The sequence below is a fragment of the Pseudomonas taeanensis MS-3 genome (assembly GCF_000498575.2).
GTDB classification, from domain to species: Bacteria; Pseudomonadota; Gammaproteobacteria; order Pseudomonadales; family Pseudomonadaceae; genus Aquipseudomonas; species Aquipseudomonas taeanensis.
Genome location: NZ_AWSQ01000008.1, coordinates 67,506 through 87,224, shown reverse-complemented (window position 1 = coordinate 87,224; position 19,719 = coordinate 67,506). Strand labels below are relative to the sequence as shown.

17 protein-coding genes and 5 pseudogenes are annotated in these 19,719 nt (G+C 50.4%); 19 read left to right on the top strand and 3 right to left on the bottom strand.

The window, feature by feature from the left end; genetic code table 11:
• Together TMS3_RS20210 and TMS3_RS20205 are read left to right on the top strand one after the other, a co-directional pair.
• On the top strand, positions 1–516 hold a 516-nt coding region (locus TMS3_RS20210; protein WP_025167110.1), incomplete at its 5' end, for a group II intron maturase-specific domain-containing protein.
• A gap of 72 nt (positions 517–588) precedes the next feature.
• Positions 589–1,047 (top strand): annotated as a pseudogene (locus TMS3_RS20205) (IS5 family transposase); the annotation flags it as partial.
• A gap of 1,212 nt (positions 1,048–2,259) precedes the next feature.
• On the opposite strand, the pseudogene TMS3_RS20200 reads toward TMS3_RS20205, so the two are convergent.
• Positions 2,260–3,293, bottom strand: a pseudogene (locus TMS3_RS20200) (IS630 family transposase); the annotation flags it as partial.
• Between TMS3_RS20200 and TMS3_RS24795 the strand changes: the two are divergent.
• Positions 3,290–3,459: pseudogene (locus TMS3_RS24795) on the top strand (IS1595 family transposase); the annotation flags it as partial. The pseudogenes TMS3_RS20200 and TMS3_RS24795 overlap by 4 nt on opposite strands.
• Here TMS3_RS24795 and TMS3_RS25685 read toward each other — a convergent pair.
• Together TMS3_RS25685 and TMS3_RS20190 are read right to left on the bottom strand one after the other, a co-directional pair.
• Complete coding sequence (locus tag TMS3_RS25685) at positions 3,392–3,742, bottom strand: LysR substrate-binding domain-containing protein (protein WP_269816595.1); 351 nt, start codon at positions 3,740–3,742, stop codon at positions 3,392–3,394. The pseudogene TMS3_RS24795 and the gene TMS3_RS25685 overlap by 68 nt on opposite strands.
• Positions 3,723–4,052: pseudogene (locus tag TMS3_RS20190) on the bottom strand (transposase); the annotation flags it as partial. The pseudogene TMS3_RS20190 and the gene TMS3_RS25685, both read right to left, overlap by 20 nt.
• A 440-nt stretch (positions 4,053–4,492) precedes the next feature.
• Here TMS3_RS20190 and TMS3_RS20185 point away from each other — a divergent pair.
• The 16 genes and pseudogenes from TMS3_RS20185 to tnpC all read left to right on the top strand — a co-directional run bounded on the left by TMS3_RS20185 (position 4,493) and on the right by tnpC (position 19,682).
• Positions 4,493–5,701: an alkane 1-monooxygenase gene (locus tag TMS3_RS20185; RefSeq protein ID WP_025167106.1), complete on the top strand. Its 1,209-nt coding sequence runs from the start codon at positions 4,493–4,495 to the stop codon at positions 5,699–5,701.
• Between the two features lie 282 nt (positions 5,702–5,983).
• Positions 5,984–6,388 (top strand): rubredoxin, encoded by a 405-nt coding sequence (locus TMS3_RS26100; protein WP_025167105.1) that lies wholly within the window; start codon positions 5,984–5,986, stop codon positions 6,386–6,388.
• A gap of 40 nt (positions 6,389–6,428) precedes the next feature.
• Positions 6,429–6,956 (top strand): rubredoxin, encoded by a 528-nt coding sequence (locus TMS3_RS26095; RefSeq protein WP_083491805.1) that lies wholly within the window; start codon positions 6,429–6,431, stop codon positions 6,954–6,956.
• Positions 6,957–6,997: 41 nt separating this feature from the next.
• Entirely contained in the window at positions 6,998–8,449 is a 1,452-nt protein-coding gene (locus TMS3_RS20175) for an aldehyde dehydrogenase family protein (protein ID WP_022963143.1), read from the top strand.
• Positions 8,450–8,487: 38 nt separating this feature from the next.
• On the top strand, positions 8,488–10,146 hold the full coding sequence (locus TMS3_RS24785) for a GMC family oxidoreductase (RefSeq protein WP_083491804.1): 1,659 nt from the start codon (positions 8,488–8,490) through the stop codon (positions 10,144–10,146).
• A gap of 84 nt (positions 10,147–10,230) precedes the next feature.
• Positions 10,231–11,871, top strand: coding sequence for a long-chain-fatty-acid--CoA ligase (locus TMS3_RS20165; protein WP_029866523.1), 1,641 nt, complete (start codon positions 10,231–10,233; stop codon positions 11,869–11,871).
• A gap of 105 nt (positions 11,872–11,976) precedes the next feature.
• Positions 11,977–12,669, top strand: a complete 693-nt coding sequence (locus TMS3_RS24780; RefSeq protein ID WP_083491803.1) for an OmpW/AlkL family protein — start codon at positions 11,977–11,979, stop codon at positions 12,667–12,669.
• Positions 12,670–12,786: 117 nt separating this feature from the next.
• A complete protein-coding gene (locus TMS3_RS20160; RefSeq protein ID WP_083491802.1) occupies positions 12,787–14,346 on the top strand; it encodes a methyl-accepting chemotaxis protein in 1,560 nt (519 codons plus the stop codon).
• A gap of 239 nt (positions 14,347–14,585) precedes the next feature.
• A pseudogene (locus tag TMS3_RS26090) lies at positions 14,586–14,690 on the top strand (lycopene cyclase family protein); the annotation flags it as partial.
• Positions 14,691–15,143: 453 nt separating this feature from the next.
• Positions 15,144–16,139 carry a BtrH N-terminal domain-containing protein gene (locus TMS3_RS20150; protein WP_025167100.1) on the top strand — a complete coding sequence of 332 codons (996 nt, stop codon included), beginning with the start codon at positions 15,144–15,146 and terminating at the stop codon, positions 16,137–16,139.
• Positions 16,140–16,174: 35 nt separating this feature from the next.
• Positions 16,175–16,645: a PaaI family thioesterase gene (locus tag TMS3_RS20145; protein WP_025167099.1), complete on the top strand. Its 471-nt coding sequence runs from the start codon at positions 16,175–16,177 to the stop codon at positions 16,643–16,645.
• Entirely contained in the window at positions 16,642–17,106 is a 465-nt protein-coding gene (locus TMS3_RS20140) for a PaaI family thioesterase (RefSeq protein WP_025167098.1), read from the top strand. The genes TMS3_RS20145 and TMS3_RS20140 overlap by 4 nt, the downstream gene beginning before the upstream one ends.
• A 166-nt stretch (positions 17,107–17,272) precedes the next feature.
• The gene (locus TMS3_RS20135; protein WP_025167097.1) at positions 17,273–17,455 is read left to right on the top strand and encodes a hypothetical protein; all 183 of its coding nucleotides are present in this window, start codon (positions 17,273–17,275) and stop codon (positions 17,453–17,455) included.
• Positions 17,456–17,917, top strand: coding sequence for a GAF domain-containing protein (locus TMS3_RS26085; RefSeq protein ID WP_152985538.1), 462 nt, complete (start codon positions 17,456–17,458; stop codon positions 17,915–17,917).
• Positions 17,811–18,119 carry an IS66 family insertion sequence element accessory protein TnpB gene (gene tnpB / locus TMS3_RS20130; RefSeq protein ID WP_407691631.1) on the top strand — a complete coding sequence of 103 codons (309 nt, stop codon included), beginning with the start codon at positions 17,811–17,813 and terminating at the stop codon, positions 18,117–18,119. The genes TMS3_RS26085 and tnpB overlap by 107 nt, the downstream gene beginning before the upstream one ends.
• 18 nt (positions 18,120–18,137) lie before the next feature.
• Positions 18,138–19,682: an IS66 family transposase gene (gene tnpC, locus TMS3_RS20125; RefSeq protein WP_025167096.1), complete on the top strand. Its 1,545-nt coding sequence runs from the start codon at positions 18,138–18,140 to the stop codon at positions 19,680–19,682.
• Positions 19,683–19,719 lie beyond the last annotated feature (37 nt).

The following is a 19,719-nucleotide window of genomic DNA, read 5'->3' as shown; positions in this document are numbered from 1 at the left end:
GGCCAGAACGTACGCAAGTACGCCGGCAAGCTACTCATCACTCCGGCTCGCAAGAGTGCGAAGGCATTGCTGGATAAGGTGCGGGAAATCGCGAACGCAAACAAGACGGCGACTCAAGCTAACTTGATCTTGACCCTGAACCCGGTGATCCGAGGATGGGCCATGTATCATCGCCATGTTGTCGCCGCCAAGCGTTTCGCATGGATCGACCATCAGATTTGGCAAGTGTTATGGCGCTGGGCAGTTCGCCGGCACGCCATGAAAAGTGCCCATTGGGTAAAACAACGCTACTTTCGTGTCGTGGGTCAACGGCACTGGGTTTTCGCCACCCAGGAGAAAGCGCGCGGCATGAGTCAACCCGCTTGGCTGTATGCCGCCGCCAGTGTTTCGATCGTGCGGCATATCAAAATATGCAGTGCAGCGAACCCGTTTGATCCAGCATGGACGTTTTACCTTGAGCGCCGAAGAGCGCATCGTCAGGTTGCCCAGTCTTACTCAGGCTGCTGGAAGGCTTGAGCCGTATGAGGGGTGACTCTCACGTACGGTTCTTAGGGGAGGCAAGGGTGGTAACACCCTTGCTTTACCCGACTGAAGGCCCATGTCGGCGTGGACGTTGAGTCCGGTCTGGTGCACAGCGTGGTGGGCACGGCGGCCAATGTGGCGGATATCACCCAGGTCGACAAACTGTTGCATGGCGAGGAAAACATGGTCGGTGCTGACGCGGGTTATACCGGTGTCGAAAAGCGTCCGGAGCATGATGGCCGGAAGGTGATCTGGCAGGTCGCGGCACGCCGCAGTACTTACAAGAAGCTGGGCAAGAGCAGCCCGCTGTACAAAGCCAAGCGCAAGATCGAGAAGGCCAAAGCCCAGGTGCGCGCCAAGGTCGAACACCCGTTCCGGGTGATCAAGCGGCAGTTCGGTTATGTGAAGACGCGCTTCCGTGGCCTGGCGAAGAACACTGCGCAACTGGTGACACTGTTCGCGCTGTCGAATCTGTGGATGGCGCGCAGACATTTACTGACGAATGCAGGAGAGGTGCGCCTGTAATGCGAAGAATGGCTGCCGCGAGGTACTTGCGGCGGCTAAAAACCCAAAAATAAGCGGGTGATCTGAGCGTTTTTGATCGATTTACCGCTTTCAAAATCGGCAGAGGCTGAAGTCAGCCAAAAATACACGGCTACTTCAGACCATCCTGTGCGACACGAAGCTTTACCTGTCATTGTCCACCTATTCCGTGTTTGGAATGGTAGCGGACTCGCTGTGCGACCAGCGATAGCCTAACAAGACATGCATCACTGGTAACGGTGGGGTGTGAAGCTCTTGTGACAATGTAGCCCCTTGATGGTGTGTAATCGCTGCGAAGTGAAGCACAGATGCTCGGAGCCGTACCGGGTTGAGGCGCTAGGCTGGCCAGTATGAGCAACGTAAGTGAACTGCTGATAAATGTCGTGACTGAAAACATGCCAAAACGGCTGATAGGCATGAACCAAAAGGTGTGAGGTCGGTTATTTCTGTGGGATGTGGGAATACGTCGTCATCAGACTTCCGGCAAAAAGGCAGGCTCTAACCTGGGCGTGTGACAGGTAAGGAACGTGGTAAGCCCGTATTGCTGCCTTTGTGGCAGGTGAGCCGTAAGGTGAGCTGTTGGCGGTGCGGGTATGGGATCGCAGAGAAAGCGAATGCCGGGCTGTAATGGCTCGGATAGGGGTTGGAACATTACTCCACGGGAAACCGGGCAGACTTCTGCGTGGTCGTTGAACACATGAGCGAAGATTAGGTTGGGCCTGAAAGGGTGCAGGTCAGCGCGCAAGAGCATGGGTTTCCCATGTCCGCGACCTGAGTCCGTATTGCGGAAACTGACCAGCTCAGAGCGGATTGTGAAGATCCATCTTTCCCCAGAAGGAATCAAGGCAGATAGATCGGCTCTTGATCGGGCTTACAACGGCTTGAGCCGTATGCGGTGAAAGTCGCACGTACGGTTCTTAGGGGGCCCTAGGCCAGCAATGGCCTGGGGGCTACCCGACTAGGTTGGGCCTGAAAGGGTGCAGGTCAGCGCGTAAGAGCATGGGTTTCCCATGTCCGCGGCCTGAGTCCGTATAGCGGAAACTGACCAGCTCAGAGCGGATTGTGAAGATCCATCTGTACCCAGAAGCAATCAAGGCAGATAGATCGGCTCTTGATCGGGCTTACAACGGATTGAGCCGTATGCGGTGAAAGTCGCACGTACAGTTCTTAGGGGGGCCCTAGCGGACTGTTTGGTTAGTTCAATAACTTATTCTTGATTGCGGTGAGCTTTGCGCGACTAACAGAGTTGATGATGGATTCAGCCGTTTTGTTCCAGCGAAATGGCTTGGCTGAATGTTCATTATGGGCCTCGATAAAACGGCGAATTGCCGCTTTCAGATCAGCCACGCTGCTGAACGCATCGCGATACAGCGCCCGCCTTCCAATTGAGCAAACCAACCCTCAACGGCGTTCAACCATGAGGCGCTGGTCGGCGTGAAGTGCAGCTTGAAGCGGGGATGCTTCTCCAGCCACGCCTTGACGGCGGCTGTCTTGTGAGTCGAGCTGTTGTCCAGAATCAAATGCAGATCCAGCTCGGCAGGCGTCGCGCGGTCGATCTGTCGCAAGAATTCAAGGAACTCTTTGGCCCTGTGTCGTTGGGTGATGCGACCAATGACCTGGCCCGTCAGGATGTCGAAGGCGGCATACAAACTGGCCGTACCGTGACGCTTGTAGTCATGCGTCCTGCGTTCGATCTGACCCGGCTTGAGCGGCAGCATGGGCTGGGTGCGATCCAGCACCTGGATCTGGGTTTTCTCGTCCACTGACAGCACCATCGCATTGTCAGGCGGGTTCAGGTACAGCCCAACCACATCGACCACTTTGTCAGCAAAGTGTGGGTCGTTGCTGATCTTGAAGGTCTTCAGCCGGTGGGGCTTGAGATCGGCAGCGGCCCACACCTGGGCGACTTGCCAGACGGTAACGCCCACGTATTTGGCCATCAGGCGCAGGCTCCAGTGAGTCGCCTCACGCGGTACACGCTGGGTCGTCAGGGTGAGGATTTCCTTAATCTTCGCCTCGTCGAGCGTGCGTGGATGTCCGCTACGCGGGAGATCGCTCAGCCCATCGAGGCCAGCTTCCTGATAGCGCTTGCGCCATTTGAATACGACAGGTGCCGAAACTTCCAACCGATCACTCACCTGCTTGGGCGTGAGACCGCTGGCCAGCAGCAACAGAATTCGGGCACGTTGCCCAAGGTTTTGCGGCAGAGTTCCCATGCATAACCAGCTGGCTCAAGAGCTGGATGATTCCTTTTCATGGTGTGGCCACCAAGTACCTAACGAACTATCTGGGCTGGCGCGCCTACTGGAACGCTACAAAGCGCAGCTCAACCCATTGATTTTCTTGGGAGAGTCGCTGGGGTATACGGGCGTGCAACAGTTAACTCAGACATAGCCTTATCGAAATAGGACGATGCGCCGACGATGGCCATCGGAATGTCTGGCGAAATGCGTAGCGCGATCATGTCCTTATCGACATCCTCACCAAGGCGGACGCCGGCATCAAAGCGTTCGGCAACGATGTCCGTCAGCCCATAGTCCAAAGTGATATCGGTCTTGATGTCAGGGTAGGTGATCATCAGTTCCCGCAGCACAGGCCACAGGATGGTTTTGGCTGCGTCCTCCATTGATGTGATGCGTATGGTACCTGCAGGCCTACTCAAGAAAGAATTTTTCATCTGCCTCGACAATGCCGCTTTCACGCGCATCGTGATGCGCAGCCGCATCGCGCAAAAAGCGATGACGCCAGCGAAAGGCGGTGTTCTTGCTGACGCTGCAGTGCTTGGCCGCCGCCCTCACGGTCAACCCAGCAATAGGTGCCTGGGCATAATCCAGCCAGCAGTACTTTTTTCGCAAACGCGCCAGGGGTGTACAGGTCAATGCGTTGCACGTGCGGCGACAGGCCTTGCAGCGATAGCGCTGCAAGCCACCACTGCGACCCCATGAGGCCAACTGCGTGGCATCTGCGGCACAGTGAGGGCAGGATTTCAGGTCAGGAATGGCCTCTACAAGGTCATCTCTCGGCACGCTGATTTGGAGAACATGCTGAACGATGGACTTCTGTTTGACCGTCAGGCGATCAAGCCGAGCCAGTAAATGTTGAAAGGATTGGGCATCCATAACGGCACTCCTTGATGAGCACACGTCTTCAGTCTAGGCCTGCAACAGTTAATGGGTACATAGCCTAATTCAAGGCCAGGACACTGGCTCGCCTTGGCCTGGAGGGATGACATTGACTGCGGATCTCGTCGCCGAGATGGTTAATGTTATTCAGATAACTACACCAAGGAGTAGTTGAAGCAGGCTTAAGGTGAGTGCAGTTTTACCATGTCAGATGTGAGAGTAGATGGCCTGATTTTCCCTGTGGGGACAGAAATTAGGTTGTGTGGTGCTCGCAGAGACTTATTGGACAATAGGAGAACAACAAAATGAATGGCAAAAACAGCGTTCTGGATTCTGCTCCAGAATACGTGGATAAAAAGAAATATTTTTGGATACTTTCAACTTTTTGGCCGGCTACTCCGATGATCGGAATCTGGCTTGCCAATGAGACTGGCTGGGGTATCTTTTATGGCTTAGTTCTAGCTGTGTGGTACGGGGTTCTTCCATTGCTTGACGCGATGTTTGGTGAGGACTTTAATAATCCGCCTGAGGAAGTAGTGGAGAAACTGGAGAAAGAACGTTACTACCGAGTTTTAACGTATCTAACAGTTCCAATGCATTACGCAGCACTAATCGTGTCTGCATGGTGGGTAGGGACTCAGTCAATGTCTTGGTTCGAAATCGGCGCACTTGCCTTGTCACTGGGCATCGTGAATGGCCTAGCGCTTAATACAGGTCACGAACTGGGCCACAAAAAAGAAGCCTTTGATCGTTGGATGGCGAAAATTGTGCTGGCGGTTGTCGGGTACGGCCACTTCTTTATTGAGCATAATAAAGGCCATCACCGTGATGTTGCTACACCGATGGACCCTGCGACCTCACGTATGGGAGAAAATATATATAAATTCTCAACCCGTGAGATTCCTGGAGCGTTTCGTCGTGCTTGGGGGCTTGAGGAACAACGCCTTTCGCGCCGCGGGCAAAGCGTTTGGAGTTTCGATAATGAGATCCTCCAGCCAATGGTCATCACAGTTGTTCTCTACACCCTCCTGCTTGCCTTCTTTGGTCCGAAGATGCTGGTATTCCTTCCAATTCAGATGGCTTTCGGGTGGTGGCAGTTAACAAGCGCGAACTACATTGAACACTACGGTTTGCTGCGTGAAAAAATGGCCGATGGACGATATGAACATCAAAAGCCACATCACTCGTGGAACAGTAACCACATCGTGTCAAATCTGGTTCTGTTTCACCTTCAACGGCACTCTGATCACCACGCGCACCCAACTCGCTCTTACCAGTCATTACGTGATTTCCCCGGCCTTCCCGCACTTCCGACTGGCTACCCCGGTGCATTTTTGATGGCAATGATTCCTCAATGGTTTAGATCGGTCATGGACCCTAAGGTGGTAAATTGGGCTAATGGCGACCTGAGCAAGATTCAAATTGAAGATTCAATGCGTGCAGAATACATAAAAAAGTTTACTCATAATGTTGGTGCGGATGATAAACGAGGCGCAACCGCGGTAGCATCATAGTGGTGTGAGCATGCAGAAATAACGGTGGATTTTTAATATATCTGTTTGAGTTCGTCGTGCGTAAACAAGTTAAATTGTAATGAGCCTTATGCACTAGAAGTCTGACGATTGATTAACTGTTGCATTCTGCAAGTTATTTATATAATTGAGCTCTTCCGATAGATTCATTTCTATGGATCTATCGGCAGACGTCCATAATAATAAATTTCATAGTTAGACTTGCTCAGTAAATAAGCGGTAGCCTCAAGGGCTGCGAGCACCGGTCTAAAAGGAGAAGGGGTAATGGCGAAGTACCAGTGTCCAGATTGTCAGTATATCTATGATGAATGCAAGGGGGAGCCGCACGAGGGTTTTCAGCCTAATACTAATTGGGGTGAAATCCCTGAAGAGTGGGCCTGCCCTGACTGCGCTGTTCGAGACAAAATTGACTTTAAGATGCTCGCGGATCCACGGTGCGAAATCACACAATTAAAGCAAAACGATCCCGTCATTAAGCAAGATAATAATATTATCGACGACACGTTATCCGAGCCTTCAATATTGAGTGCAGAGCTAGAGTTTACAGCGGAAAAAATCAGTATAACTGATGAGCGTGAAAATACGCCTGATAATAAAGTTGAGCGACGAAGTCAATCACAAGCTGTGCGTAGGTCTTCCGTAAAGAAGATAAAAAATAACGAGCGTTAACGTACTGTAGAGTACGCAACTCATTAACACGGTAATAGATATGGCTAGGTATCAGTGTCCAGATTGTCAATATGTTTATGATGAAAGTAAGGGGGAAGAACATGAAGGGTTTGCCCCAAATACTCCTTGGATCGTCATTCCTGAGGATTGGTGTTGTCCCGACTGTGCCGTTCGAGACAAGCTAGATTTCGTATTGATTGAGGGAAGTACAGGCGAGAAAAATATCAGTTCAAACAACACTCTTTCAGTTTCGGCAAAAGTGAGCAGCTCTGATGTAAACACTGAAATATCAAATACGACGATGGGTGCAGAGATAGCGCTTGACGTTGCAACTGAAGGACAGCATCTGAACGGGCATAAGCCGCGGGTAACTAATTCGCAGAGCGGAGCAGCATTCCTTAAATGGATTTGTATTACTTGCGGCCATATATATGACGAGGCGTTGGGTGACGAGGTCGAGGGCTTTGCTCCAGGTACTCGCTTTGAGGATATCCCTAATGACTGGTGCTGTCCGGATTGTGGGGCCACTAAAGAAGACTATGTACTCTATCAGGAAAAGTTAGGCTAAAAATATTAAGTCATTCAGAATAATACAGGAAAATAATAAAAATGACTATGCACACTAGGCTAGCTGAGTCCAACTCAAGCACTGAAAGCCATTCAGTCATTGACATCTTTAATGCGCAAAAAAAAGCAAGTAGCGCTCGCCGTGGAAAATTTAGTTTAGCAGAGCGTATTGCGGCCCTTAATATACTGAAAGAAATAATTCAGCGTCGTGAGTCAGAAATTATCGCTGCACTTGCGGCAGACTTCCGTAAACCGGCGAGTGAGGTAAAGCTGACAGAAATATTTCCGGTATTGCAAGAAATCAGTCACGCAAAACGGAACCTAAAAACCTGGATGATGCCACGAAGAGTGAAGGCAGCACTCAGTGTACTTGGCACCAAAGCAAGGCTTAGTTTCGAGCCAAAGGGGGTTTGTTTAATCATTGCGCCTTGGAACTATCCCTTCAACCTTAGTTTTGGCCCACTTGTTTCTGCGCTGGCGGCAGGTAATAGCGTTATTATAAAGCCATCTGAGTTGACACCGCACACTGCTTCATTGATCGGCTCTATCATTCGGGAGGCTTTTTCCGTTGATCTAGTCACTGTGGTGGAGGGCGACGCCGCTGTTTCCCAAGAGCTGTTGACTCTACCATTTGACCATATCTTCTTCACAGGGAGTCCACGAGTTGGAAAATTAGTAATGGAAGCAGCGGCGAAAACACTCGCTTCGGTTACGTTGGAGCTAGGCGGAAAATCCCCAACCATTATTGGTCCGACAGCAAATTTAAAAAAAGCTGCGCGTAACATCGTATGGGGCAAATTTTCGAATAATGGACAGACGTGCATTGCACCTGACCATGTATTTGTGCATAGAAGCATAGCCCATGATTTTCATAAAATCATAATGGAAGAAGTGACGCGGGTTTATGGGAAGGATTTTGAGGCGCAGAAAAAATCGCCGGACTATTGCAGAATTGTAAATGATCAGCACCTTAATAGACTTTATGAGCTCATAGGTGACGCAAAATCAAAAGGCGCGAAAATTTTACAAGGGGGCGAGATTGATGCATTGGATAGATTTGTAGCGCCAACTATAATATCCAAAGTCACGCCTGAGATGGACATTTCGCGTGAAGAAATATTTGGCCCATTACTGCCGATTATTGAATACGATGATATAGATCATGTGATTAAGCAGATAAACGATAACGCCAAGCCTCTAGCGCTTTATATTTTCTCTGAAGACAAAGAGTTTGCTCAGGATATTGTGGGTCGCACAAGTTCTGGGTCAGTTGGGATAAATTTAAGCGTTGTCCAATTTTTGCATCCCAATCTTCCATTTGGCGGAGTTAATAATAGCGGTATTGGTAGTGCTCATGGGTTTTACGGTTTCCAGGCGTTTTCTCACGAGAAGCCCATTCTGCTGGATAGGTTCTCAATTACACATTTGTTGTTCCCCCCTTACACTGGAAAGGTGAAGCGATTAATTAGCATGACGGTAAGGTATTTGAGCTGAAGTGTTATTGCAATATTTATCTTTTAGGATAACAAAAAATGTATGATTATATAATTGTTGGTGCTGGATCCGCTGGGTGTGTTCTTGCTAATCGCCTTTCAGCCGACCCGTCGAAACGAGTTTGCTTACTTGAGGCCGGGCCGCGAGATACAAATCCGCTAATTCATATGCCGCTAGGTATTGCTTTACTTTCAAATAGTAAAAAACTCAACTGGGCATTTCAAACTGCACCACAACAACACCTCAATGAACGTAGTCTATTTTGGCCCCGAGGGAAGACGCTAGGTGGATCAAGTTCGATCAATGCGATGGTGTATATCCGGGGGCATGAGGAGGATTACCAGGCTTGGGAGCAAGCGGGGGGGGAATATTGGGGATGGAAGCGTGCTTTCGCGTTATTCAAAAAACTTGAGCACAACCAGCGCTTTGATAAGTCAAACTATCATGGGACGGACGGAGAACTGGCCGTTAGTGATTTAAAGGATCTCAACCCGCTTAGCAAATCATTCGTTCAGGCCGGTATGGAGGCTAAAATTAGCTTCAACGGTGATTTTAACGGTGCGCACCAAGAGGGAGTAGGATTTTATCAAGTAACACAAAAGCATGGACAGCGCTGGAGCTCAGCTCGTGCATTCTTACATGATGTGATTAATCGACCTAATCTAGATATAATTACTGAAGCGCATGCTACAAAAGTACTTTTCGAAGATCGTAAGGCAGTAGGGGTGTCTTATATTCAAAAAAATATGCATCAGCAAGTTAAGACTACAGATAGTGGTGAAGTGATTCTTTCTCTTGGTGCGGTTAACACACCTCAACTTCTAATGCTTTCTGGAGTTGGGGCGGCAGCCGAGCTTAAGGAGCATGGAATTGCTCTAGTGCACGACCTTCCTGAAGTTGGAAAAAATCTTCAAGACCATTTAGATATTACTTTAATGTGCGCCGCAAATTCTAGAGCGCCGATAGGTGTGGCATTTTCTTTCATCCCTCGTGGTCTTGTGGGTTTGTTTTCCTATATTTTTAAGCGCAAGGGTTTTCTGACGAGCAATGTGGCTGAGTCAGGTGGTTTTGTGAAAAGCTCCCCTGAGCGTGATCGGCCTAATTTGCAGTTCCATTTTTTGCCAACCTATTTAAAAGATCATGGTCGTAAAATAGCCGTTGGTTATGGATATACGCTACACATATGTGATCTTTTACCTAAAAGCCGAGGTAGGATTGGACTTAAAAGTGCTAATCCTATGGATGATCCACTGATTGACCCCAACTACCTTAGTGATCCTGAAGATATTAAGACTATGATTGCTGGTATAAAGATCGGTCGCGCTATCTTTGATGCCCCATCCATGGCTAAGCATTTTAAACGGGAAATAGTTCCTGGCCCTGCTGTTACTAGCGATGATGAAATAGTTGCAGATATTCGTAGTCGAGCTGAGACGATTTATCATCCGGTAGGTACTTGTAGAATGGGTAAAGATCCAGCGTCAGTCGTTGATCCATGCTTGCAGGTGCGCGGTTTAAGAAACATTAGAGTCGTTGATGCATCAATTATGCCGAATTTAGTCGCAGGGAATACAAACGCTCCGACTATTATGATTGCTGAAAATGCCGCGGAAATAATTATGCGAAAAGTTGATATGACATCATTAGATGCAAGTATTGGTTTTGCTCGCCAAAATTTAGAGCCAGAGCTACTGTAGAATTAGTTTGCACGTAATAGAAAACTAATTTTTGACTAAATTTACTGATTCAATTGAATTTAGTTGTCGATATGGAGCAGCGCTATGATTGGTCAGATGATGCGTCAGCCGTTGATCATAAGTTCACTTATTGATCATGCTGCACGATACCATGGTAATACAGAGGTGGTTTCTGTTGAAACCTCTGGTGAAGTAACAAGAACTTATTGGTCAGGAGTGGCGCTGCGTGCCCGTAAGCTTGCTTCTGCGCTAGGCAAGATGGGGCTCACACAAAGTGATCATTGTGCAACCATTGCGTGGAATAATGTCCGCCATCTTGAGATTTACTTCGGTGTCTCAGGTGCAGGGATGGTATGTCATACGATAAATCCTAGGCTTTTCATAGAGCAGATTGCCTATGTGATAAATCATGCGGAGGATAAGGTAGTATTTTTTGACGAGACATTCTTGCCGATAATTGCTGGGCTAGATGGGCTATTAACAACAGCCAAAGCCTTTGTCTTGATGGGATGTGCAAATTTAAAGGCATCCGCCAAGATTCCAGGATTACTTGTCTACGAAGATTTGATTGGACAAGGTGATGATGACTATGTGTGGCCCGATGTAGATGAAAAAGAGGCTTCTAGTCTCTGCTATACTTCGGGTACTACGGGTAATCCTAAGGGCGTACTTTATTCACACCGCTCGACAGTTTTACATTCAATGACGACTGCAATGCCTGATACGCTCAATTTGTCTGCGCGAGATACAATTTTGCCAGTTGTTCCGATGTTTCATGTAAATGCGTGGGGGATTCCATACTCCGCTGCAATGGTTGGTGCAAAATTAGTTCTTCCTGGCCCGGCACTTGATGGCGCTAGCTTAGCGAAGCTAATTGATCAGGAATGTGTCAGTATTGCTCTTGGAGTGCCGGTTATTTGGCAGGGGTTGTTAGCCTCTCTAGCGGAAAGTGGTTCGAAAGCAGAAAGCCTTACGCGAACTGTTGTAGGAGGCTCGGCCTGCCCTCCTTCTATGATTAAAGAATTTAACGATCTATATGGTGTCGAAGTTATTCATGCTTGGGGTATGACTGAGCTTTCGCCATTTGGTACGGCAAACACGCCACTCGGGCATCAAGTGAATTTGCCATGGGATGAAAAACTTGCACTGCGCCAAAGCCAGGGACGTCCACCTTATGGTGTCGAACTAAAGATAGTTGATGATGAGGGTGTCACACTATCTGAAGATGGTGTTACCAAAGGCAATCTTATGGTTCGAGGGCATTGGGTTATTAAAGATTATTTTCGTAGCAATATTGGTACAACACTCTCGAATGGATGGTTTTCAACTGGGGATGTGGCCACTATTGATCAGGATGGCTTTATGACAATTTGTGATCGCGCAAAGGATATTATAAAGTCTGGTGGTGAATGGATTAGTACGGTAGAGCTAGAAGGTGTTGCGATTGCGCATCCCGCGATAGTTGATGCTGCAGTCATAGCTGTAAAGCACAAAAAATGGGATGAGCGGCCTCTTCTTGTTGCAGTCAGAGCCCCTAATTCAGTGCTGACGAATGATGAATTGCTTAGTTATTTCGAAGGTAAGGTGGCTAAGTGGCAAATTCCAGACGCCGCTATATTTATTGATGAACTGCCGCGCAATGGGGCTGGTAAGATTCTGAAGAATCGTTTGCGTGAGAAATATGCTGATATTCTTTCGTGTAATGATTCTTTGGCACTTGAGTAACGCTTTTGGTACGGACTTTGGCTAATTTTTTTCGAAAATCAGCCTCTGTGAAAGGTAGTAACTTGTTTATGAATTCACTTATATAACAAAAAATGGAGAAGTATAATGAATCCGCCTATTGTAAAAAAACTCGCTATGTCGATATTAGCAACTAGTTTTGTGTTGGGTGGGGCCAGTGCGTGGTCAGGTGAAATCTATTCGACTGAAACTGCTGGCTACAATCAGGGCGACTGGGTTGCTAGCTTTAATATGTCTAAAGTTTATGTAGACGAGACGCTAGGCTCCCTAAATGTAGGTGGGGCTACTGTACCCAATGCTGCTGTAAGCATCGGTAATGATACAACAGTTACTTTTGATATTTCCTATTTTATTAGTAACAATGTAGCTCTGGATTTTTTCGCCGGGATTCCAGCTAAAGCTAAGTTTCAAGGTGAAAAATCCATCTCTGCGCTGGGAAGAGTCAGTGAAGTTGATTATGGCCCTGCAATTTTGTCACTTCAGTATCATTTTGATAATTTTGAGCGACTTTATCCATATGTCGGACTAGGTGTCGGTCGAGTGTTTTTCTTCGACAAAACTGATGGTGCCTTGACTTCATTTGATATCAAAGATAAATGGGCGCCTGCTGTTCAGGTCGGCCTTAGATATGATTTTGGTAACTCATGGATGTTAAATTCAGATGTGCGCTATATTCCTTTTAAAACAGATGTTTCTGGTACACTTGGGGCTGCACCTGTTTCTACCAAGATTGAGATTGATCCTTTCATTCTGAGTCTTGGAGCATCATATAAGTTCTGAGGTATTATAATTTTGCTCGTTTAACAGCGCTCTTCTAGATTGTAGAAAGAGTGCTGTTTTATATCTTGCCTAAGAATAAATATATTTCAATATTGGTTGAGATATAATATTCCATTCATGGTGTTAAGGGGTGGTATGAATATCAACTGTTCGCTGCGCTGTCGATTTTTTTTGATTCTTATTATGGCAGGATTTTCTTTTTTTGTTGCGCTGTTCGGGATGCGCTTAATGCATAAGTTGACAGAGTTTTCTTATTATGAAAGGGAGCATGTTGTTGCCTTGAGCAATGTACACTATGAACTGCAGAAAAAAGAAATAAATATAAATGTAAATTTTATAGTAGAGCAGGTGCGGAGGGCGCGTAGACAAACTACGTCTGTAAACAGTTTGTGGGATGGCGATAAAGCTCTTTTAAGATTATTGGGGAAGGGATTGATTCTTGAGCTATCTGATGCTTCAGAAATAAAGCTTGGGCAGCTCGTGAGGTATGCAAGTAGCATTTCTAAAGATGGATTAAACTCTGAGCGCGTTGAGGAAATGAAACGGCTTGTAAGTTGGTCGTACACTAACTCTGATCGCTTTGGGATGGAACTTGCTGATATTTCCAAGCGTGTTAAAAGCTATGTGTATTTTCTTGTTGTGGCAATTAATTGTATCTTCTTTTTTGTTATTTTGCTTCTTATGAAAAAGACTCGCAATTCAATAGATGAGATAGTTCATGTTATGGATGGTATGTCAAAAGGTGATCTTACATACCGCACTATACCGAGCAATGATGAAGTGGGTAAAATGCAGTCATCAATCATGGCGATGGCTGCTGGGGTGTGTGCCTTGATTGAATCGATAAAACACGTACAAGGTGATTTGTTTAATTCAGCAGTCGAGGCTTTAAGTATTTCACAAAGCACGTCAAGTGATATATGTGATCAGGCAGGTAAAATTGATGAATTTGTCAGTGCGCTATCACAGATTTCTTTCGCTATAACTGAAACTTCAAATGCGGCAAGTAAGTCTGAAGTAATATCATCTGAGGGGCGGCAGTTGGCGGTTCATGGTCAAAAAGCTATTGACACAGCCGTATCATCTATAAATGCTTTGTCACAACGGGTTAATGATTCATACGTGGCTATTAAATGCATTGAAACTGATATTTCAAAAATAGGTACAATTATTGAAATTATTGATCAAATCACCGATCAAACAAATCTGCTGGCTTTGAATGCCGCAATTGAGGCCGCGCATGCAGGCGAGGCCGGGAAAGGATTTGCTGTTGTTGCTGATGAAGTTCGAAGCTTAGCTCAACGTACAAATAATTCCACGTATGAAATTCAGGCGATGATTGCTTCTTTAAATAAAAGTATATGTGTTGCTCTTGATGTCATGGGCGACTGTGTCTTTGTGTCAAAAAATAGCGTTATTGCAGCTGGCGAAGCTAGTAGATCAATTGAGGATATTGTAAATTCAGTATCCCAAGTCATGTTGCAGATTACACAAGTTGCAACTGCTTCAGAAGAGCAGAGCGCAGTTGTTGAAGATATGCTAAATAATGCGAATGTTATTAGAGAAATCGCGGCAGGAGTTGAGTTGGGTAGTGAGAGGATTTCGGAGGTAAATCAATATTTAGTTAAGTTGGCTGGTAATTTGGGGGGGGCGGTAGAGGTATTTAAGTTACATTAATTTTTGGCGACTCTGTAATTCTGGGCGGGGACAGCCTTTTTAAGGCCTGCTGAACTCAGCACCATAAGTGCAACGCTCGAGGGTGTGCAGAATTTTGTGTGACCAGGGTTGGGGGGTTACTACTGCGGCAGTCTGTTGTCGCAAAAAGTCAAAAAATGGTCGTAATAAGCCAATAAAGCTCCTACCACAACCACTGAGAATTCCACTGTTCTCCTCGCCACCAATCGAGGCCCGCACAGATGGAATTCGACTACATTATCGTCGGCGCCGGCTCTGCCGGCTGCGTCTTGGCCAACCGACTGAGCGCCAACCCGGACACTCGCGTCTGCCTGCTGGAGGCTGGACCAAAAGATACCTCCCCGCTGATCCACATTCCTGTGGGCGTCGCCGCGACCCTACCAACCCGTCACAGGAGGCACAATGTCATCGATTGAGACCCAATTCCTTTCTCTGACGGAACATCATGCCCGATATGATGCGATCGACCCTGCCTCAGCGTTGAGAGACAGTGCGTCGGGCAAGGTTATATTCATCACCGGCGCACCACGGGGAATCGGTCAGGCCACCGCTGTAGCATCCCTGTGATTGGTAAAATTGATCGACCCGGGGCGCTCTCGGCTACGGTGTTCGGTGACCGGGTGCTGGCGCAGGCCACCTGACGCGAGCGCTGAACTCACCGGCCGCACCTGAAACGTTTCCGGGTAATTGACCGGGCCAACCGTCACGTCAACGCAGATTGCGACGGAACGATATGAGCCCAAGTTTATTCATCAGTCTTCAAAAAGGGTAAGTCGATAATGACATCACATGCAGCAGAGATGGCACCAGTCCCTGCCATTCCCCATCGGCCCGGCCGCCATTGCGGGAGTTCGGCCATCCGGGACTTGCTCGAGTTCCATGGCACGACACTGACCGAGGCCATGTGTTTTGGGCTGGGCTCGGGGCTAGGGATCACGTATCTGACGCTGCCCGATGCGCCGGTACCCTTTCTGGTCCATGTGCGCTCGCTGGGATACGAGGAGCGGGTATTCCAGGCGCTTGACGTACCGTTCGCCTGGACAAGTTACGGCTCGGTCGAGGAGGGCGCGCAGGCGCTGGATGGCCTGCTCGACCAGGGGCGCCCGGCCCTGCTGCTGACCGATATTTTTCACCTGCCGTACTTTGCCAGCCGCACGCATTTTCCCGGCCATGCCATCATGGCCTGGCAGCGCCAGCCGGCGGATGGCTGCATTCTGGTGACGGATACCGAGCGCCCTGCGCCCATCTCGGTGGCACGTGCAGCCTTGGCCCGTGCCCGCTTCGCGGAGCTGCCTCCCTTTTTTCATGCCGGTAACCTGTTCGCTCCTCCCGCCATTCATACCCGGCTTTCGGTCGAGCGGGTGGCGGCAGCCATACGCCACAACGCACGTTTGCTGCTGGAGGGCGGACCCTATACCGGCGTGGCCGCGCTCGATACCTGGCAGTCCGATCTTGGCCGCTGGGAACGCGAGGGCGACTGGCGCTGGACGACGCGTTTTGCTTATCAAATCATCGAACGGCGCGGCACGGGCGGCGGCGGTTTTCGCAAGATGTACGCAGAATTTCTGGAGGAAGCCGCATCGGCTGATCCACGCATCAGCGAGCTGCAGCTGCCGCAGCTGATGACAGGTTGTGCCAGATGCTGGACAGCGCTGGCGCTAGCGCTGAAAGCAGGCTCCGAGAGCGAATGCTTCCCTACGGAGCTACTCGCAGATGCCCTGCAAGCCGTACGGGTGGCGGAGCTTCGTTATGTCGACGCTGCTCTGACGTATTGAGTGAACGCAGTTGCAGTGCACATAGAGGAGTAAGCATGTCGCATATGAAGCCGGAACTGGACCAAGCTGCCATGGCCAAAGCATTTTTCGGCAGCCAGCATCCGCTGTTCAACGCCTTCGGCATCGACGTGGTGGCGGTGGTCGACGCCAGGGCAGAGATGACGATGCCGTTTTCCGAGACTCTGGCCGACGGCCATAGAGCGTTGCATCGGGGCACGCTGGTGACCCTGCTCGACACGACGTGCGGACTGGCCATTTTCTCCGCGCTCCGCTCGCTCCGGCCTATCGCCACCATCGACCTGCGCGTCGATTACCTGCGTGCCATTCCGGCGGGCAGCGGCCTGCGCGCGGTGGTCGAATGCATCGGCTGGACAGACAGCGTGGCCTTTGTCTCCGGCCGAGGTTATGCGGTGGGTGACAAGATGCCGCTTGCCACGGTTACCGGATCCTTTGCCATCGATACCTTGGGGCCGGCTTTCGATACGACGGATAGGAGTGCGGCATGACGGGGTTGGTTCGACCAATACCGGATTGTACCGAGGCGGCAATGGTCCTGGTGCCGGCGGTGCCCTTCCATCGGTTTCTGGGGGTGCGGGAGGAGGTAGTGGAGGGCGAGACACGCTACCTCATGGATTTTTGCGAAAATCATGTCGGCAATCCCCTGATCCGGACCTTCCATGGTGGTGTTCTTGCCAGCTTTGGCGAAGTGGTCGCGGCTACTCATCTTGCACGTTCCCTGGCGAGGGTCGAGTTACCTGCCTGCTCCACGCTTACCTTCGATTATCTGCGGCCGGCTTTCGCCGGCACGATTTGCGCCGTGCCCCACATTGGGCGGGCGGGACGACGTATCACAACGGTCTCGGTGCAGTTGCGTGTGGAAAATAAGCTGGTGTGCATTGGGCGCTTCCTGTTTCCCGTGGGGAGGGGAAGCTTGGGAGGCAGCGCGTGCCCCGCGGTCGGGACATGACTGGGCTAAGAACAGTAAACCTCAGCATCCCTGTGGTTGGTAAAATTGTCGTGTTCTGATTTCTTGCTCTCGCACCTGCCATTAAGAAGCGCACCGCCATCGAGTGCCATTATTGGGGCTACACCAAAAACCCTCTTCTAGTGCTTTAGTAAAGGCATGGTGTTGAATGCCTCGCGAACCAGACGTGACTCGACCCAGCCGTGATCAGCTTGTAGCAATCATTCGTATCCAGACCGAGATGGCAAAGCACGGGCTGGACTTGGCGCAGGTCATGTCTGTCATCGTCGACAGCGCACTTGATCTGGTCAAAGCCGATGGAGCGGCTATTGAGTTGGCCGAAAATGATTAGATGGTCTATCGCGCCGTTTCAGGTGTCGCCTCAGGTCAATTAGAACTGCGTTTGAAGCTTGCCAGCAGCCTGTCAGGCTTGTGCGTCCTGAGTGGCGAAATCACGCGTTGTATCGATACTGAAACCGATAATCGAGTTGATCGTGTGGCATGCCGGCGAATGCACATCCGCTCAATGGTGGCTATTCCCTTGGTGCATTCAGGCATTACTGTCGGAGTACTGAAAGCGCTCCATAAACCCCATCTTCAAATGATCCGCAGGCCAGCCAATGCTGTGCTCCAATTTCTTTCTGGAGCCAGCCGCCATGATGCGCCCCGACGCCAAAGTCGAAAAAGTCTATCTCTACCCCAAGCCGGTGGATTTCCGAAAATCCATCGACGGCTTGGCTGCCCTGGTGGAGCTGGATATCAAGGTGGCGGTGTTCGATCCGGTGCTGTTCGTGTTCCTCAACAAGTCGCGTAACCGGGTGAAGATCTTGTACTGGGAGCGCAATGGCTTCTGTCTGTGGCTCAAGCGCCTTGATGCCGAGCGATTCAAAACATCGCCTGACGATCAAGACGAAGCCATCGTGCTGACGGTCCAGGAATTGAACTGGCTGCTGGATGGTTTTGACCTGTGGCGCAACCGCCCGCATCAGGTTTTGACGCCGCGTTTCGTGACCTGAACCGGTATAATCCACGGCATGATTTCCGTGCCCGAAACCCTTCCTGACGACCCCGAAACGCTCAAGCAGCTGCTGTCTGACGTGCTGCTGGAGCGTCAGTCGAATCTGGGCAAGATCACGCAACTGCAAGAGCAGGTTGCCTTGCTGCGTGATCGCCTGTTTGGCCGCAAGTCCGAGCAGACCAGCGATCCCGAGTCGCCGCAATTGCCCTTGCTCAACGAGGCCGAGGTGCTGGCCGAGCAGCCCAATGGCGATGGTCAGGACGACGTCGAAACGGTCGAACTGCGCCCTGTCGCCGTCAGCAAACCGCGTGGCAAGCGCCAGTCACTGCCGGCCGAACTGCCTCGCATCGAAGTCATTCACGAGTTGCCCGAGCACGAACTGACCTGCGAATGCGGTTGCCGCAAACACGTCATGGGTGAGGAAACCAGCGAACAGCTGGAGATCATCCCGATGCAGATCCGGGTGATCAAACACATCCGCAAAACCTACGCTTGCAAGGGCTGCGAACGCGCGCCGGTCACCGCCGATAAGCCGGCGCAGTTAATCGAGAAAAGCCTGGCCAGCCCCAGCGTCTTGGCCATGCTGCTGACCACCAAGTATGCGGACGGCCTGCCGCTGTATCGCTTCGAGACGGTTCTGAGCCGCCATGGCATCGACATCCCCCGCCAGACCCTGGCGCGTTGGGTGATCCAGTGCGGCGAACTGCTGCAACCGTTGCTCAACCTGATGCGCGACAAGCTGCTGGACAGCCCGGTGATCCATTGCGATGAAACCCGTGTGCAGGTGCTGAAAGAACCCAACCGAGACCCGAGCAGCCACTCCTGGATGTGGGTGCAAACCGGCGGCCCGCCGAACAAGCCGGTGATCCTCTTCGAGTACACCGCCAGCCGTGCGCAGGAGGTACCACTGCGCCTGCTTGCCGGCTATCGCGGTTATTTGATGACCGACGACTACGCCGGCTACAACGCCGTGGCCGCACAGTCGGGTGTTGAACGTCTGGCCTGCTGGGCGCATGCACGGCGCAAATTCGTCGAAGCGCAAAAGGTGCAACCGAAGGGCAAAACCGGACGCGCCGACATCGCGTTGGGGATGATCAACAAACTCTACGGCATCGAGCGCGAACTCAAGGATGTCAGCGATGAACAACGCCACCACGGTCGTCAGCAGCACAGCCTGCCGTTGCTTGCCCAACTCAAAGCCTGGTTGGAAAAAACCCAGCCGCAGGTCACGGCGCAGAATGCCCTGGGCAAAGCGGTGAACTACCTGGCGAGCAACTGGAGCCGGCTTGAACGCTACATCGAGGCCGGACACCTGCCGATCGACAACAACGCTGCCGAGCGGGCCATCCGGCCCTTCGTCATCGGCCGCAAGAACTGGCTGTTCAGCGACACGCCGAAGGGCGCGACAGCCAGCGCGCAGCTCTACAGCCTGGTGGAAACCGCCAAAGCCAACGGTCAGGAGCCTTATGCCTGGCTGTGCCATATCCTCGAGCGCCTGCCCCAAGCCACTACCGTTGAGGACTATGAAGCGCTACTGCCCTGGAACCTGAAGGCGATTTAAAACCAAACTGCCTGAACTGGGTAGGTGGGGTTTATGG